Origin of the sequence: Pseudoalteromonas sp. 3D05 (assembly GCF_002723455.1) — a bacterium.
GTDB lineage: Bacteria > Pseudomonadota > Gammaproteobacteria > Enterobacterales > Alteromonadaceae > Pseudoalteromonas.
The window spans coordinates 18,058-35,613 of record NZ_PDUS01000017.1 but is presented as its reverse complement, the minus strand read 5'-3'; the positions used below and the strand labels follow the sequence as shown (position 1 = coordinate 35,613).

14 protein-coding genes are annotated in these 17,556 nt (G+C 40.6%); 10 read left to right on the top strand and 4 right to left on the bottom strand.

All coding sequences use genetic code 11. The annotated features are described in order from the left end of the window. Positions 1-156: 156 nt before the first annotated feature. The 3 genes from CSC79_RS15520 (at position 157) to CSC79_RS15510 (ending at position 7,621) form a co-directional block, all read left to right on the top strand. Complete coding sequence (locus CSC79_RS15520; protein WP_099296660.1) at positions 157-1,017, top strand: S1/P1 nuclease; 861 nt, start codon at positions 157-159, stop codon at positions 1,015-1,017. A 39-nt stretch (positions 1,018-1,056) separates the two neighbouring features. Beyond that, a complete protein-coding gene (locus tag CSC79_RS15515; RefSeq protein WP_099296659.1) occupies positions 1,057-4,263 on the top strand; it encodes a TonB-dependent receptor in 3,207 nt (1,068 codons plus the stop codon). A gap of 280 nt (positions 4,264-4,543) precedes the next feature. Beyond that, complete coding sequence (locus CSC79_RS15510) at positions 4,544-7,621, top strand: TonB-dependent receptor (protein WP_099296658.1); 3,078 nt, start codon at positions 4,544-4,546, stop codon at positions 7,619-7,621. A gap of 63 nt (positions 7,622-7,684) precedes the next feature. On the opposite strand, the gene CSC79_RS15505 is transcribed toward CSC79_RS15510, so the two are convergent. Beyond that, positions 7,685-8,116: a MarR family transcriptional regulator gene (locus CSC79_RS15505; protein ID WP_099296657.1), complete on the bottom strand. Its 432-nt coding sequence runs from the start codon at positions 8,114-8,116 to the stop codon at positions 7,685-7,687. 138 nt (positions 8,117-8,254) lie between these two features. On the opposite strand from CSC79_RS15505, the gene hmgA reads away from it, so the two are divergent. Together hmgA and maiA are read left to right on the top strand one after the other, a co-directional pair. Then, positions 8,255-9,550: a homogentisate 1,2-dioxygenase gene (hmgA, locus tag CSC79_RS15500; RefSeq protein WP_099296656.1), complete on the top strand. Its 1,296-nt coding sequence runs from the start codon at positions 8,255-8,257 to the stop codon at positions 9,548-9,550. 9 nt (positions 9,551-9,559) lie between these two features. After that, complete coding sequence (gene maiA, locus CSC79_RS15495; RefSeq protein WP_099296655.1) at positions 9,560-10,189, top strand: maleylacetoacetate isomerase; 630 nt, start codon at positions 9,560-9,562, stop codon at positions 10,187-10,189. Here maiA and CSC79_RS15490 read toward each other — a convergent pair. After that, positions 10,186-10,419, bottom strand: coding sequence for a TIGR02647 family protein (locus CSC79_RS15490; RefSeq protein WP_099296654.1), 234 nt, complete (start codon positions 10,417-10,419; stop codon positions 10,186-10,188). The two genes, maiA and CSC79_RS15490, sit on opposite strands and share 4 nt — an antisense overlap. A gap of 172 nt (positions 10,420-10,591) precedes the next feature. On the opposite strand from CSC79_RS15490, the gene CSC79_RS15485 reads away from it, so the two are divergent. Both CSC79_RS15485 and CSC79_RS15480 read left to right on the top strand, forming a co-directional pair. Then, complete coding sequence (locus CSC79_RS15485; protein WP_099296653.1) at positions 10,592-10,894, top strand: DUF1496 domain-containing protein; 303 nt, start codon at positions 10,592-10,594, stop codon at positions 10,892-10,894. A gap of 100 nt (positions 10,895-10,994) precedes the next feature. Next, positions 10,995-11,258 carry a VF530 family protein gene (locus CSC79_RS15480; protein WP_099296652.1) on the top strand — a complete coding sequence of 88 codons (264 nt, stop codon included), beginning with the start codon at positions 10,995-10,997 and terminating at the stop codon, positions 11,256-11,258. On the opposite strand, the gene CSC79_RS15475 is transcribed toward CSC79_RS15480, so the two are convergent. Both CSC79_RS15475 and CSC79_RS15470 read right to left on the bottom strand, forming a co-directional pair. Further along, on the bottom strand, positions 11,259-12,884 hold the full coding sequence (locus tag CSC79_RS15475; protein ID WP_099296651.1) for a diacylglycerol kinase family protein: 1,626 nt from the start codon (positions 12,882-12,884) through the stop codon (positions 11,259-11,261). 272 nt (positions 12,885-13,156) lie between these two features. Next, positions 13,157-14,191 carry a branched-chain amino acid aminotransferase gene (locus CSC79_RS15470; protein ID WP_272897228.1) on the bottom strand — a complete coding sequence of 345 codons (1,035 nt, stop codon included), beginning with the start codon at positions 14,189-14,191 and terminating at the stop codon, positions 13,157-13,159. Between the two features lie 266 nt (positions 14,192-14,457). On the opposite strand from CSC79_RS15470, the gene CSC79_RS15465 reads away from it, so the two are divergent. From CSC79_RS15465 to CSC79_RS15455, 3 genes are all read left to right on the top strand, one after another. Beyond that, on the top strand, positions 14,458-14,997 hold the full coding sequence (locus tag CSC79_RS15465; RefSeq protein ID WP_099296649.1) for a sigma-70 family RNA polymerase sigma factor: 540 nt from the start codon (positions 14,458-14,460) through the stop codon (positions 14,995-14,997). After that, positions 14,994-15,689: an anti-sigma factor gene (locus tag CSC79_RS15460; RefSeq protein WP_099296648.1), complete on the top strand. Its 696-nt coding sequence runs from the start codon at positions 14,994-14,996 to the stop codon at positions 15,687-15,689. Before CSC79_RS15465 ends, CSC79_RS15460 begins: the two co-directional genes overlap by 4 nt. 267 nt (positions 15,690-15,956) lie before the next feature. After that, positions 15,957-17,549: a DUF4331 domain-containing protein gene (locus CSC79_RS15455; protein ID WP_099296647.1), complete on the top strand. Its 1,593-nt coding sequence runs from the start codon at positions 15,957-15,959 to the stop codon at positions 17,547-17,549. Positions 17,550-17,556: the final 7 nt, after the last annotated feature.

Here is a 17,556-nt window from a genome sequence, read left to right as displayed (position 1 = left end):
GTAATTTTACTCAAAACAAATAACCCATTGATAAATATAGTTTATGAACAAGAAATTATGAATCTTGTTGAGTCCTTCCTATTCCACTAAAAATCAGGACAATTGACCTCTAAGAATAGTTCAGTACGCAGTTAATTTATTTTTAGGAAAATACAAATGTTAAGCAATCGGATTAGTGGTCTCAGTTGTTTTTTAGCTATTAGCTTTCTTTTTACATCCCAAAATGCGCTCGCTTGGGGTCAAAATGGCCACAGAATTGTTGGCCAGGTTGCCGATAACCACATAACCGATACCACCCGCTCATCACTTAGCAAACTATTAGAAGGTGAAAGCCTTGCACAAATATCTACTTGGGCTGATGAAATGCGTTCGAACCCAAGCGAGTTTTGGCAAAAGAAATCCTCTCGCTGGCACTATATTAACTCCCCTACTAATTCTTCACAGTTTTCTCACGACCATTCTCATCAATTAAATAAAGATAACGTAAAAAATATTCTTGAAGGAATGTACTTTGCTATTGAGACGCTTAAGAACGAAAAAAGTACTGTGGACGCTAAACGTTTTAGCCTGCGGTTTCTTGTTCACTTAGTGGGTGATGCACACCAACCATTTCACGCTGGCCGTGCCGAAGATAGAGGCGGTAACCGCATTAAAGTAACCTTCTTTGGTGAAAACACCAACCTGCATTCACTGTGGGATACCAAATTAGTTGAGAGCGAAAACTTATCGTTCACTGAGTTTGCACAATTTATCGACATTCATAATGCTGAAATAAAAGCTGAGTACCTTGCAAGCTCACCTGAGCAATGGTTAACCGAATCACATAACTTAGCCACTAACTTATACAAATTAGAAAACGATAAAGTTAGTTATAGCTACATTTACAACAATGTTCCGATTGTTAAAACACGCTTACTTCAAGCCGGTATCAGACTCGCAGGGTTATTGAATACTTTGTTCGATAGCTCAGCAAAACCGTTAGACAAGGCACTTAAGATGCCATCTAACATCAATTAGTAAAAACCTTAAATAACCTATTACACGGGAATCAACAAAATGAACAAGCTTCGTCTTTCGAAATTAACTGGAGCGGTAATACTCGCTTTAGGTGTTTCAACGAGTGCTATGGCAGCAGATACATCATCAGCAATGCGCGGTAAAATTACTACGCCTTCTGGCGCTGCCGCTGCCAATGTTAAAATTAAAGTTATCCACCAACCAACAGGTACTGTGAGTGAATTAACGACTAACGAAAGTGGTACGTTTATCGCAAATGGTCTTCGCGTAGGCGGTCCTTACACGGTTGTTGTAGATTCAGACACGTTTAACGACACAACGTTGGATAACATTTATTTAGAGCTAGGTGATACATATCGTTTATCGTCACAGTTAGCACCGTTAAGCATGGAAAAGATCGAAGTATCTGGCTATAAAATTGTACAACAGTCAGGTGGTTCTAGCAGCGTATTCGGTGAAGACACCATCGATAATATGCCAAGCTTTAATCGCGATATTAAAGATGTTGCCCGTTTAAACCCACTTGCAAGCATCAACGGTAATGGCGAACTAACATTTGCTGGTAGCAACCCGCGTTCAAATAGCTTAACAGTTGATGGCATTGGCCAAAACGATGACTTCGGTCTTAACTATGGTGGTTACCCAACTGCGCAACCTCCTGTAGCACTTGATGCGATCGAACAAATTTCTGTAGATGTTTCTCCTTTCTCTGCATCTAAAGGCAACTTTGGTGGCGGCACAATCAACGCCGTAACAAAGTCAGGTACTAACGAGTTTAAGTTTTCTGGTTTTTACGAAACATCAACACCTGATATCGCCGGTGATGTGGACAGCATTTCACAAATTACAGCTGATGGCAGCCCTGTATTAGATAAAGATGGCCACCGCACCTATGAAGTTAACAAAGTATCACCAAACCAAACAGAAGAGCGTTTTGGCTTTAATATTGGCGGCCCGCTAATTGAAGATAAACTATTTTATTTTGTAAACTACAACAGCTGGAAGAGCGAGCTTGACCTAGATTACGGTTTTGAAGATTCAGGCGCGACCAACGAATACGATGTATCTGAAGAAAGCTTTAACCAGTTTATCTCAATTCTAGATTCAGTTTACGGCATGCAAGACTCATTAGGTGGTGACCCTGAAGATAGCAATGAATCTTTATTGGTTAAACTAAGCTGGAACGTTAATGATGACCACCGTTTAGACTTTACTTACCAGTGGCAAGATGACCAAGATGAGCGTAATTTTGGCACAGGCGGTAGTACGGTTGATTTAGCATCATCACGTTACACCTATGCAACTAAGTTTAATAACTTCTCATCCAAGCTTTACTCTGATTGGAATGAAGACTTCTCTACTGAAATCGGTATTGCATACAAAGATGTTACTTCTGACAGCATTACAAATTCAAACATCGGTAGTGTAAAAGTTGAAGAGCGCTTCCGTGGGCCTGCATTCCAGTTTGGTACTGACGAATTCCGCCATGCAAACTCTTCTGCAACTGAAACCCTTACCTTAACGCTTGACGCAACCTACCTTTTAGATGAGCATGAGCTTAGCTTTGGTGCGCGTTACGAGTCACTTAACCTTTACAATCTATTCGCCGCAAACTCACTAGGCTCGTGGGAGTTCGATACGTTTGACGGATTTGCAAACCGTGAAGTAGGTAACTTTAGAGATACGTATGACTTCTCTTACAGCAATGCGTACACAAATAACCCAGCAGATACAGCATACGATGCAACTCGCAGTCAATTAGCGCTATATATTGAAGATACTTTCTACATTGGCGACGATTTAGAATTATCAGCAGGTATTCGTTATGAGCGTTTAGCGTCAGATGACAAACCAACGCTGAATGAAAACTTTGCGAGCACCTATGGCTTTACTAACCAAGAAAACCTAGATGGCTTAGATATTATTTTACCACGTGTTGGCTTTAAGTATTATGCAACCGAAGCCCTTACTATCAATGGTGGTATTGGTCGTTTCCAAGGTGGTATTCCAAACGTATGGTATAACAATTCATACCAAAATGACGGTATTACATTCGTTGCAGCACCACAAAGCGCTATCGACGAATACTATGCGGCTAACCCTGCAGACATTACCGTTGTACCAGATGAAATCAAAAACACGTTAGTTCAAGGTGCAGGTAGCACGAACTATGTTGATCCAAACTTTGAATTACCTTCAAGCATTCGTTCGCAAATAGGCTTTGAATACGATTTTGATTCAGCATTACTAGGCAACGGCTTTAAATGGCAGGCAGAAATTGCTTACCATGTTAAAGAAAATGAAGCGGTTTGGCACAACACAGCCATTCGTCCTGTTGGCACAGCTGCTGATGGTGATCGTTTAATTCAAGAGAGTATCTACACTGGCGATTTACAAGATAACTTTGATATTGCGATGACCAACTCGTCTGAAGATGGCCGTTCAGTTGTATTCTCAACAGCTCTTGCAAAAGAGTGGGACAACGGTCTTTATATTTCAACAAGCTATGCGCACCAAGATATCACTGAAGCAGCATCAGGTTCTTCATCGCGTGCACAAAGTAACTACCAGTACAACATTACGCAAAACCGTAACCAAGATTTAGCGCACCGTGGTTCATATGAAGTTGAGCACAGCTTTAAAATCAACGTGAGCTACAACACTGAGTTTTTCGCAGGTTATGCAACTAAGTTCAACATGTACTTTGAGCGTCGTTCAGGTCGTCCATTTAGTTACACTATGGGTATGTTCCGAGATGGTGATTTAGGTGACTCACGTGATTTTAACTCAAGCTCTGCTTACTTAGCGTATATCCCAACAGGGGCTGATGACGCTAATGTAAACTGGGAAGAATCAGGCATGAGCTGGTCTGAACTTGAAACGCTACTTAATCGCGCAGGTATTTCTGAACGTGGCACTATCCTAAACCGTAACACAGGTACTCAACCTTGGGTTACCACAATGGATGTAAGCATCAAGCAACAAATCCCTGGTTTTGCTAAAGGCCACAGCGGTGAGGTTTACTTCATGGTTGATAACTTCGCAAACTTGCTTAATAGCGATTGGGGTGTTGAAAAACGCCTAGGTTTCTCTGACCAAGCTGTGTATGACTTTGGTGGTTTAGATGACCAAGGCCGCTACATCATCGATAGCCGTTATAACGGTGCTGATGTTCGTAACTACAGCCAAATCACAACGTCATCATCTGCATGGCAAGCTAAAATTGGCATTAGCTACAAGTTCTAATACCACTGTGTAAGTGAATAATCAAAAACCCGCTTTATTGGCGGGTTTTTTTATATCTAAAATAATCGATTTCATACTACTGTCATAAAAAACACCTAAATTACAGTGTATTTCATGATTAAGGCACTCATTTCAGCGCCTATCATTATTTTTATTACAAATTTGTGTGCAATGTAATCTATTTGTAATAAAATGAATGGGTACAATTTATTGCTTAGCAAACCAAGCATGTTACAACTTAAAATTACTAAAATATAATACCTTACACGGGAAATTAATAATGAAAATTCAACTACGCAAAACTGCGTTATCACTTGCTATTGCAGCATGTGTTGGCGCAAGTGGTGCTGCTTTTGCAAATGAAACTGCATCATCTGTAAAAGGTCAAATCACAGGCCCTAATGGTAACCCTGCCTCAGGCACGCAAATTACTATTATTCATATACCTTCTGGTTCAACAAAAACAACAACGGTAAACGAACAAGGTAACTTTTCTACAAAGGGTTTACGTGTTGGTGGCCCATACAAAATAATCGTAGATTCTGATACTTACGAAGACGCGCAACTAGACGACGTCTATTTAACACTAGGTCAAACTTACCCTATTTCTGTGGCCCTGCGTTCACAACAAATGGAACAAATTGTTGTAAGTGGTGCACCTATCAGCTCACAATCAGGCAGTACAGGTCCTGCTTCTCATTTCTCACTAGATGATTTAGAAAACAAACCTGCTATTAACCGCGACTTAAAAGACATTGTTCGTGCCGACCCACGTATCTATATCGACGAGACAAACGCAGGCGCTATCAACTGTGGTGGTGGTAACCCACGCTTCAATAGCTTAACTGTTGATGGTGTTCGTATGAACGATAACTTCGGTTTGAACTCAAGCGGTTATCCAACTGAAAGAATGCCATTCTCTTTCGATTCAATCGCACAAGTAGCCGTAGAGCTTGCACCATTTGATGTACAATATGGTGGTTTCACATCATGTAACATCAACGCAGTAACTAAGTCTGGTACAAATGAAATCAAAGGTGGTTTTTTCTACGACTACACCAATGATGCAATGTCTGGCGATTCAATCGAAGGCGAAAAACAAGACTTAGGTGACTACTCAGAAAAACGTTATGGCTTTAATGTAGGTCTTCCGCTAATTGAAGATAAGTTATTCTTGTTCACTTCATACGAAAAGCTTGAAGGCGCACAAATTTTTGATTATGCCCCGTTTGCAAATGGTCGTATTGACCAAGCAACGGTAGATCGCATTAGACAAATCTCAATCGACACTTATGACTACGATCCAGGTACTATGGTACCAAGTATGCCTGTTGAAGATGAAAAAATCTTAATCAAGCTTGATTGGAACATCAATAACGATCACCGTGCAAGCTTTGTTTATAACTATAACGATGGTTATTCACTATCGCAATCTGATAGCGGGTCAAGCCGTTTATCTTTGTCAAACCACTTTTTTGAGCGTGGCGCGGAGCTTCAGTCATACGTAACATCGTTCTACTCAGATTGGACAGATGACTTTTCAACTGAAGTGCGCGTAGGCTACTCAAAGCTTGATAACCGCCAAAATTCACTTGATGCTGCATCAGGTTTTGGTGAGTTTAATGTATTTACCGGCAATGTTAATGTTTACTTAGGCCCAGATGACTCTCGCCAAGCTAACAAACTTAAATACGATAATTTATCACTTAAACTTGCAGGTACCTACTACTTAGAAGATCATGAGCTATCGTTTGGTTATGAGCGTGAAGAGCTTGATGTGTTCAACTTATTCGTACAACATAATGAAGGTGAGTACCGTTTTAGCTCCATACAGGACTTTGAAGATGGTATTGCTCGTGTTTATTACGGTAACGCAGCAAGCCATAACCCAGATGACGCAGCGGGTGAATTCAAGTACGCATTAAACACGTTATATTTCCAAGATAAGTTTGACCTAATTGATTACGACATTTCAATTGTTGCCGGTCTTCGTTATGATTTTTATACCAGTGATGATGTACCAACATTTAATCAAAATTTTGAAGACCGCTACGGTTTTTCAAACAGTCAAAACTTAGACGGTGTTGATCTATTACAACCACGCTTAGGTGTAAACTGGATTTACAGCGATGAATTAGAGTTCCGTGGTGGTATTGGCTTGTACTCAGGCGGTAACCCAAATGTTTGGATTTCAAACAGCTATTCAAACGATGGTGTTCGTAATGTCCAAATTAATCAACGTGGTATGCAAATCCTAGGTCCTGACGCGGTGGCATTTAATGGCAATGGCCAACCTGGTTACGATATCCCACAAGATCTTTACGACACTGTAGGCCAAGGTGGTGCGGATGCAGATGTTAACGTAACAGATCCTGACTTTGAAATCCCTTCAGAGTGGAAGTTCTCTTTAGGTGCGACATACATCACTGAAAACGATTATGTGTTTAACGTTGATTATCTTTACACTGATAAACAAGACTCAGCAATTGTTAAAAACCTAGCTTACGAGCAAACAGGTGTTGCACCAGACGGACGCCCAATTTACAACGGTGGTTCAGACTTCCTTCTTACTAATGTAAAAGGTGACGATGCATACTCACAGGTTTTATCATTAGCGATGAACAAGTCTTTTGACAACGGTATTGATTTAGCACTTTCATATGCTTATACCATCGCAAAAGATGTTCACCCAATGACCAGCTCGGTTGCGTTTTCTAACTACCATCGTATTGCGGTATCTGATTCAGAAAACCCAGGCCTTGCAACATCTAACTACGAAATCCCTCATCGTTTTACTATGAGCGTATCGTACAACCATGAAATTTTTGATGGCTACGAGACTAAGTTCAACTTATTTGGTCAAGCACAACAAACTAACCCATACTCGTATGGATTTGAAAACCAAGATAACTACTCACTTGGCTTCAACGACGCACCTCGCCAATTACTTTATGTTCCAACACTTGACGACAGCCAAGTTGTTTATGGTGATGACTTTGACCAAGCAGCATTTAATGAATGGGTTGAAAGTGAAGGCCTAACACGCGGTAAAATTAATAACCGTAACAGCATCGATGGCGACTGGTGGGTAACGCTAGATTTCAAAGTAGAGCAAGAGTTTATGGGCTTTGGCGAAGGCCAAAAAGGCGCTGCATACTTTGTTATTAAAAACATCGGTAACATGATAAACGATGACTGGGGCGTACTTAAAACGGGCAGTGCAATGCAAAGTGCTGTTGACGCTAGTATCGTAAACGGACAATACGTGTTTAATGAGTTTAAAGACCCATCAGGCGCAAGCGTTGAATCAAGACCTTCACTGTGGGAAATGCGTATTGGTGTTAAATACACTTTCTAATTTTCCAAGTTAGCTTGATACAATAAGCATTCTAAAGCCCATCTTTTGATGGGCTTTTTTGTTTTACGCCTCTAATTTTGTCTGTAATTTATTTAAGCAACTTAACAAAACCGTATACTCATCTTGCGTTAATGACGCTAATAAATCTTGCTCCCACGCTAATGCAGCTGGTGCCAGTTGCTGATATAAACTATGACCTTCATCACTCAGTGCCAGTAGATTGGCTCGCTTGTCTTGTGGATTCTCTAAACTCAACACATAACGCTTATCTATTAATGCTTTGATAGCGCGTGACACAGTTGATTTATCCATTGCTGCTTGCTCACACAAAGCTTTTGCATGGCTTTGCCCAAACTGCGCTAAATTAAATAAAATACGCCATTGTGGAATAGTTAAGTCGCTTTGTTGTTGATATACATTCGCAAACTCCTCACTCATTTTACTGGCTAGGTTTGCTAATCTATAAGGTAAAAAGGTCGCTAAATCGAGTGCCATCTTCTTAAATCTCCGCCCAAATGGGCTTTACAGTCGTGTTTTGCCTGTCCATAAATATGTACAGCACGATAAAAACAGAAGGTTTGAATTTAATCTCACATGAGAGTATCTTACAGTAAAACACAAAGGAGTCGAGTGATGACAAGCGAATTAAAATACATGACAGGGTTTGGTAATGAGTTTGAAACCGAAGCCCTACCCGGTGCATTACCTATTGGTCAATTTAGCCCTCAAAAAGTAAAATATGATTTGTACGCTGAACAATTTAGTACAACAGCGTTCACTGCCCCGCGTGCTGATAACCGTCGCACTTGGATGTACCGTATTCGCCCTTCAGTGGTACAAGGTGATTACACTGCAATAGACAATGGCTTAATTCGCACAGCACCAATCACTGAAGTACCGACTCCACCCACTATGTTACGTTGGAACCCTATTGATATTCCAAGCCAACCTACAGATTTTATAGATGGTCTGATCACAATGGCCGCCAATGGCAATGCTAATGGCCAAGCAGGGATTGGTATTCACGTATATGTAGCCAATAAATCAATGACCGTCCGCTATTTTTATAATGCTGACGGTGAAATGCTGTTTGTTCCGCAGCAAGGCGAGCTACTGCTTAAAACTGAATGTGGTAACTTAACTGTGAAGGCTGGTGAGATTGCGGTAATACCTCGTGGTATTAAATTCCAAGTGATGCTACTAACTGACACGGCCCGAGGTTATATTTGTGAAAACTACGGCCACGCATATGTATTAGCTGAGCGAGGCCCTGTGGGCGCAAACGGCTATGCAAACGATCGTGATTTTCAATACCCTGTGGCCGCGTTTGAAGATAAAGAAGGCGAGTTTGAATTAATCGCTAAGTTTAACGGCAATATGTTCAGCTGTGATATTGGTCACTCCCCGCTAGATGTTGTCGCGTGGACAGGCAATAGCGCGCCGTATAAATACGATTTAGCACGCTTTAATGTGATGAACACAGTAAGCTTTGATCACCCAGATCCGTCAATTTTCACAGTGCTTACGTCACCATCAGGTACTGAAGGCGTTGCAAATATTGATTTTGCAATCTTCCCGCCACGTTGGATGGTCGCTGAAAATACCTTCCGCCCACCTTATTATCACCGTAATATTATGAGTGAATTTATGGGGCTAATTGAAGGTGTGTACGATGCCAAAGAGCATGGTTTTGTGCCTGGTGGAATGAGTTTACATAATTGTATGTCGCCACATGGGCCAGAAGCCGATGTATTTGAAAAAGCGTCAAATGCTGAACTTGAGCCTCAGCGCTACGAAAACACACTCGCCTTTATGTTTGAGTCGCGCTATGTAATTTCGCCTACAAAATATGCCCTCGAAGGCAAAGAGCGCCAACCAAACTATACTGATTGCTGGCGTACAATTAAAAAACATTTTAAAGCTGAATAAGGTCATTTCATGAAACTGTATACTTATTTTCGTTCATCTGCGGCTTATCGTGTGCGTATTGCACTTAATTTAAAAGCCATTGATCATGAGCTAGTACCTGTAAACTTATTAAAGTCAGAGCAGCAAGGTGAGCACTACCTGAGTAAAAACCCACAAGGGTTATTACCCGCGCTTGAAACTGAGGAAGGAGTGCTAGGACAATCGTTAGCCATTTTAGAATACCTTGATGAAACGTACCCTCAACACCCGTTGATTTACGGCAATGCATGGCAAAAAGCACAAATCCGTAATTTAAGTTATGCCGTAGCGTGCGATATTCACCCTATCGATAACTTGCGCGTACTTAAGTATTTAAGCACTGAGCTTGCGGTTGATGATGAAGCCAAAAATAAATGGTACCGTCATTGGGTTGAAGTAGGCTTTGAAAAGCTAGAGTTATTACTGGATGAGAAGCATGATTTTTGTGTTGGAGATAAACCGAGTCTAGCTGATGTGTGTTTAGTGCCACAAGTATTTAATGCCTTGCGCTTTAATGTCGATATGACTGCGTATCCGAAAATAGCAGCCATATACGCGCATTGTAATACGCTAGCTGCATTTAGTGATGCAGCACCGCAAAATCAGCTTGATGCTGGCTAACTGCTCAGCGCGCTGTGTATCACAGTAACATGCTCAATTAAATCTAAGCCCAGATCGGTTAAATATCCGCCGTCTGGGCTATCTATAATCCCTTTTTCAAATAAACGCTGTGCGGCGCTAATAACACTGTCGTTGGCATCGCTATGAATCTTAATACCTTGCATTTTGCTGCTAACAGGAAATTTAGCAAGCAGTTCAAATTCATCCATCATCTTTTGGTTAAATTGCATGTGTTCACCTTGTTTTCGAAATTATTATTTTATTGATTATTTACCCTAACACATTTTATACCCAAGTCACTCTAAAACACTTATTAGCAACCAATTGAAAAATTGCTACTAGTAATTCTTGGTAACTTGGGTATAAGCTTAGTGGAGTTATTTTTTAATGCAAAGGCTGAATATGAGAATTTTAACTACTATAGGTCTATGTTTTGTTTGTTTTATTTACTCTGTAAATAGCTTTGGAGACAATCTAAAAACAACATTATTATTAAATCCACAAGATGTTATTAACCAGCAATCTGTCTGTTGGTTTGATGATAAACGCTACAGTGAAGGTGCTGTCGTTATCATGGCTAATTTAAAAGTCATATGTACTGCAAAAAAACCGCAGCATAATAATAGTTCATTGATATGGTTAATGCTCAGTGATGAAAACGAGATTATTTATCCAAAAGCACCTAAAACAATTCGGGTTAATTAGCCAAAACTGGGGTTATTTAATACTGCACAAAGATATCGCGTTGGTATCAACGGCCACTTAGGCTACAATAGCCCCGAATTTTTTAACGCTATAGTGAATTATGAATCAGCAAGCTAACAATCCATTACACGGCATAACCCTTGAACAAATCGTCGTAAAACTTGAACAAACAATCGGCTGGAAAGCCATGGGCGAACAAGTGGACATTCGCTGCTTTAAGTCTGATCCTAGCGTTAAATCGAGCCTTAAATTTTTACGCAAAACCCCTTGGGCACGCACTAAGGTAGAACAGCTTTATCTTGATAACTGTGTTGAAACAAAGCCGCAAGCAAGCGGCTTCGTCTGGCCAAGTATTAAAAAGTAATTAAACTGGCTGCTCTGCACACACTACAGCGAGTGAGCTAGGTTCAATTTCGATCACTAATTCATTTGCTGTTTTAACTTCACCATCTATGACATATTTAACCTCATCATCAGCGCTTACCACCACCCGACGAGCATTGGTGTGGTGCGAGTTTATCGCTAAGTGAGCCTGCGTTACACTGCTTAAAACAAGCTCTGCAATGCTAAGCACATTGGTCGAATTATCTACATTGGGCGTTAGCCAATTAACATCTAGTAAGCCATCATTGTGATCCGGCTGACCGCTAGCTTGGGCCAACAATGTAGTAAACGGCGCAGCATTGGCAACAATCAGACTGTTTGTAAATAATTCTTGAGGCGCATTGTCATCTAACTTTACACTCAACTTTTGCGCTTTTTGCTGACCTAATGCCTGCCAAAAACCTTGTAAGTATGCAACTTGACCAACCGCGTTCTTACTTTCGCGATCAGCTTTTTCGATCATCGTTTGCTCAAAGCCAATTCCAGCCAATAGCAGCATAAGCTCGCCATTACAGTAAGCTGTATCCATACGTTGAGTTTGACCATCTATGATAAGGTCACATGCCGTTTCAACAGGGATTAATTTAGATTTTATCCCCATCAAAACATGAGCAAGGGCATTAGCTGTACCCAACGGAATTATGCCGAGTTTACAATCGGTATTAACAAGTACACTGGCAACCTCTGTAACTGTTCCATCGCCGCCACAGGCAATAATCAAATTTGGGCTGTCACTCATAGCTTGCTTTGCTAATACAATACCATTTTCTTCTTTTGAGGTTGTTAACACTGTCAAATCGTAATAGGCAGACAAGCGATTAATAATCATGTCCTTTTTTTGTTGCCACAGTTTTGTACCAGATACTGGGTTTGCAATTAACACTGCTTTATTTTTTATAAGCAACTCCCCACTACGATGGCGTTTAACTAAATGACGTAATTGGTGTTTATTGAGGTTAGCTGTTTCACGGGTCTCTTTAATTTGTGCTAATACTTGATGAACATCAGCGTCCTTATTTTGACTCAATAAATAAGCTGCCATAACAAATACTGACCGTCCACGACCCAGTGCACAATGCACCACCACACGGCGATTAGCTTTAATATGATGATCAATCCAATTTAAAGCTTGATTAAGCTGTGATCGCGTAGGCACGCGATGATCAAGTACAGGGATATTCAGGTATTTGATATTCTCTTGAGTGGATGACCATTCTAGTCCATCAAACTCGCAAGTTACATCTAAGATAGCTGTGATATTATTCTCTTTCATGGTGTCTATGTCTGAGGGAAATAAACGACACGCTAAAAATAAGTGATCATTTATCTGTTGTAATGGCGGTACTTTATCTCTTTTTCGGCTCCAAGCGTTGTAAACTTGTGCACCCAATAAAAAAGGCACAAAAGCCCAGCGGATATAAAAGGGAATGACTCCGTTTTCACGCTTACGAAAAATTTTGGCTACGTTAAACACATACGCACCACCTACAAGTAGCAATGACAGTGCAGTCCAATAAAACATAATGGAAAAATAAACAGCATCAACTTGCCAGCCCATCACAATAAAAACCACTGCCAATACAATATAACTAATTGCGGCCCACATAGATTCTCCTTTGTTATTAATTTTATGTGGTTAGTACTGAATGAACAAACCACTTTGTAGGTTAGTTTGCAATAATTACGCCGAGATAATTAAAATAAAAGTTGTTATATTTCAATAACTAAAATTTTCATTTTGAAAGCTTTGCGTTGATTTTACACACAGGTGTGAGTTACTTACAGTTTAAGGGTAGGATATTGAAATGAAAAAGCCCAAGTTTCAGCATACCAGTATTATGGCTAGCTTTCTCTTAGGCATAATGAATTACACAGAAATTAAACGTCTACTTTGGTTAACCAACCATGTGTATCTGGTGCTTTACCCCACTGAATATCATTCAATGCTTGACGTAAACGGGTTGTCGTTGGACCCGGCTCGCCAGTACCTACTTTATATTCTTTATCATTATGAATAAAAGTCCCTACCGCAGTGAGCACAGCAGCTGTACCAGAAAGCGCAGCCTCAGTGCCTGGCTTAGCTGCACGCTCTAATAATTCAGTAACTGTAAAGTTACGTTCTGACACTGTCATGCCTAAATCTTTGGCAATAGTCAAAATACTGTGGCGTGTTACACCATGTAAAAATGTGCTGTCGAGCGCTTTGGTGATGATCTCGTTACCATCAATTAAAATAAAGTTAGCAGCACCGGTTTCTTGTACGTCACCACCTGGGCAAAATAAAATTTGATCTGCTTGGTATTTTTCACGGGCTGCTGAAATTGGTGCCAATGCACTGGCATAATTACCACCACTTTTAACCATTCCCATGTGCGGCGCACAGCGCATACCATCTTCTTCTAGTAATACGCGCAGTGCGGTTGAGCCACCAGCGAAGTAATCCCCTACTGGTGAAAGCAATACATACATAAGTGAACTTGCAGAGGGAACCGCCGCTTTGCCAATCGCAGCTTCAGTGCCAATGTGCGTTGGGCGAATGTACATTGATCCCGGTGGTAAAGGTGTTTCGTCAGCGTATTCTTTTACTATATCTGTGATCATTGTTTTAAGCTTTGGCCCTTCAAAGCTTGGCAAACTTAATAACTTCGAGCTTTGCTGCATACGCGCAATATTTGCATCCATTCTGAAAATGTATACTGAGCCATCATCATGGCGAAATGCTTTTAAACCTTCAAAACATGTACTCGAATAGTGAAGAACGTGTGCTCCAGCGTGTAGTTCTATTTTATCTGAAGGAACAATTTCACTCTCACTCCAAGCATTATCAGTAAATCTCGCTTGGATCATTTGTGGCATAAATACCGTACCAAATGCTGCCATTTTAATCTCTCTTGTGTTGTGTGCTTTTCCCACAGTGTATTACATTCACCCACTGTTTAACCATATCTAAAAGGGTGCTTTTATTGTGGAAAAACACATTTTTTTAACCTTTTAGCCTATTTTTGCTTTAATTGTATTAATTTAATACGTTTAGTATGCTTAAAAACTGATCGACTATGCTTGCCAAGCCGTAAATCACTGCTAGATTTAAAGCATTATACTCTGCACTTAACCCTACAATTTATTTTGCATCCAATTATCAACCTCAAACGTTTACTAATAATAACAACAGGAACTCTATGGAAATCGATGAACTATTACCGCTGCTGAGTCAAACAGCGCAAGGAAATAAACAGGCTTTTGCAAAACTATATAATGCAACTAGCCCAAAACTATTTGCCATCAGCTTAAAAATGTTAACAAATCGCGCTCATGCGGAAGAAGCATTGCAAGATGCGTTCGTTAAAATATGGCATAACGCATCTGAATACCAAGCCAGCAAAGGAACTGTTATTAGCTGGATGATCAGTATCGTACGGTATCGAAGCTTAGATTCACTGCGTTATCATAAGGTTCGTAAAGAACAAAGCCTAGATGATGACAACGATCACTTTGAACCTATTGCAGATACTGCAATAACTGTCGATTACGAAGATAAAACTAAACTCGTTGATTGTATGGAACAATTGGATGAGCAGCAAAAACAAGCGATCCATTTAGCCTATTATAAAGGGTTAACTCACAGCGAATTGGTGGATCACGTAGACACTCCTCTTGGCACAGTTAAAAGCTGGATCAGACGGGGCTTACAACAGCTGCAGAGGTGCTTAACGCTATGAATTATGACAATCAAAAGCTGATAGATATGCTTGCAGCAGAGTATGTTTTAGGCACACTTACAGGCTCAGCTCGTAAGCGTTTTCAACGCTTAATGCTCACTTCTACACGTGTTAGAGAAGCAACGTGGATATGGGAACAACACTTAAATAACTTAGCGAGCTCAATACAATCAGAGCAACCAAGTGATAAAGTTTGGCAAATTATATCTCAGCGTATCGATGCTTCTAAGCCAATACAATCATCCACTGACTCAAATGTAATCAAGCCCAAAGCACATATTTGGAAGGCATGGTCTTTAATTGCGACAGCGGCCAGTATTATACTTGCAGTGATTATTTGGCAGCCACAAGCGCCGGTGCAACCCACACAACAAATTGCTTTGTTTAAAGATGCAACAGAACAACCATTGTGGTTTATTGATATAGATGAGCAAAACTTATCTATTAAAGCCAGTGACAAATTAGTTGCAAGAAACGATAAAGACTATCAATTATGGATGATTCTCAAAGGTCAAGATACCCCCATTTCTTTAGGTATTTTACCAAAAGATGGCGTCAAATCATTGCTCAAAGATAGCCGTTTTAGTGCCCAAGATATTGCACTACTGGCGATTAGTTTAGAGCCAATTGGTGGCTCACCGACGGGTCTGCCTACAGAAGTATTGTATACAACAGAGCTTATATTGCTTTAACAAATGCACCTTAAGTAATTAAAATGCATTCCACTATTCAGTGAAATAATACAAAGCCAGCATTAGCTGGCTTTTTTGCTTTTAGTTAATTAGCGCACTGTAACCCATAACAATAATGCAAAATAATCAAAAATAAAAAAGCAATATAATCAGTGATATAAGAGTAAACTTCACATTTATTTAAATTAATCTTACATTTCCTGCATCCAATCAAACCGCTCCCCCGTTATTAGCTATGAATATAATCTAAAACTAAAGGAAGCAATCATGAAAGTATTAACTCCGTCCATTTTAGCAGTAGTAGTATGCAGCACCTTAGTGAGCGTCCCAATTGAGGCATCTAGTCACCGTGAAGCGCCAAACATTAGTCGCTTTCCAACGTTAGACTCAACCGACTTTTATGCATTTAATAGTTATGAGCAAGGCCGAGGCGACTACGTGACATTTATTGCCAACTATATTCCATTGCAAGATGGTTATGGCGGGCCAAATTATTTCGCCATGGATCCTGATGCTACTTACAGTATTCATATTGATAACGATGGTGATGCTGTTGAAGACATTACTTTTGCCTTCAACTTTAAAAGCATGCTGCCAAATGATAATAATGGCGTAGCGTTAACAGTTGGCCCTGCTGATAACCAGCGCACTGTCGCTGTGCCTTTAAAAAATGTAGGTGGTGTTGCCTCTGGTGATAATTCAGCGGTTAATTTTAGCGAATCATACACCATGAGCATGATATCAGGCCCTATGCGCACTGGCACAAAAACGATGCTCACTAACAGCAACACGAATACAAACGAGTTTGGTAAACCACTTGATTATATTGGTAATAAAACATTTAGCTCAATGGACGGCTACAAAACGTACGCCGATCAATTTGTTTATAATGTAGCTGTTCCTGGCTGCGACGCTATGGCAAAAGTATTTGTTGGACAACGTAAAGACCCATTTGTTGTAAACCTAGGTAAAACATTTGATTTGGTTAACTACGTTCCAGTAGAAGGTGATAGTGCACCAGGTGCAGGTGATGGCGAAGGCTTCCCAGGCGGCATAACACAAAGTATGGATAATGATGACCTTAAGGATAAGAATGTAACCGCCATTGCTGTTGAAGTTCCTAAGGCATGCGTAACTGGCGAAGGTAATGGCACTATTGGCTCATGGACTACTGCAAGCTTACCGCAAGCACGTATTTTAAATCCAAATGCAAAATTTGCTAACAATGCGGCTAACGGCGGTGCGTTAACACAAGTATCGCGATTAGGTAACCCACTGGTCAACGAACTTGTTATTGGTTTAAAAGATAAAGATACATTCTCAACATCTCAACCAAAAGACGACGCACAGTTTATTGACTATGTGACACACCCTTCATTACCTGAGCTACTGAATATTCTCTTTAAAGATGCAGTAAATACAACGCTTGGCGCTAACCTAGAAACACTCGCTCCAACTAACTTTCCTAGAAATGACCTAGTTACAGCATTTTTGACTGGCTTCCCTGGCGTTAACCAATTAGCAACGGTCACGGGCGCCGAAATGCTGCGCCTAAATACGGCTATTGCCGCAAAAGCGCAAGCCGATCAATCTGCTTTTGGTGTTGCTGGTGATGATTTAGCGGGTTTCCCAAATGGTCGTCGCCCTGGTGATGATGTAGTCGATATTGCCCTACGTGTTGTTATGGGCCGCCTATGTTACCCAGTGCCTGTAAATGGCACCGATACTGATTTAGGCCTGTGTACCAGTGATGATGCAAGTGTCGGTAACGTGCCGTTTACTGATGGTGCTCCACTTGACGCAACGATGATGGATTCAACTTTCCCGTACCTTGCAACACCGCTTGCAGGGTCTAAATAAGGAGAAA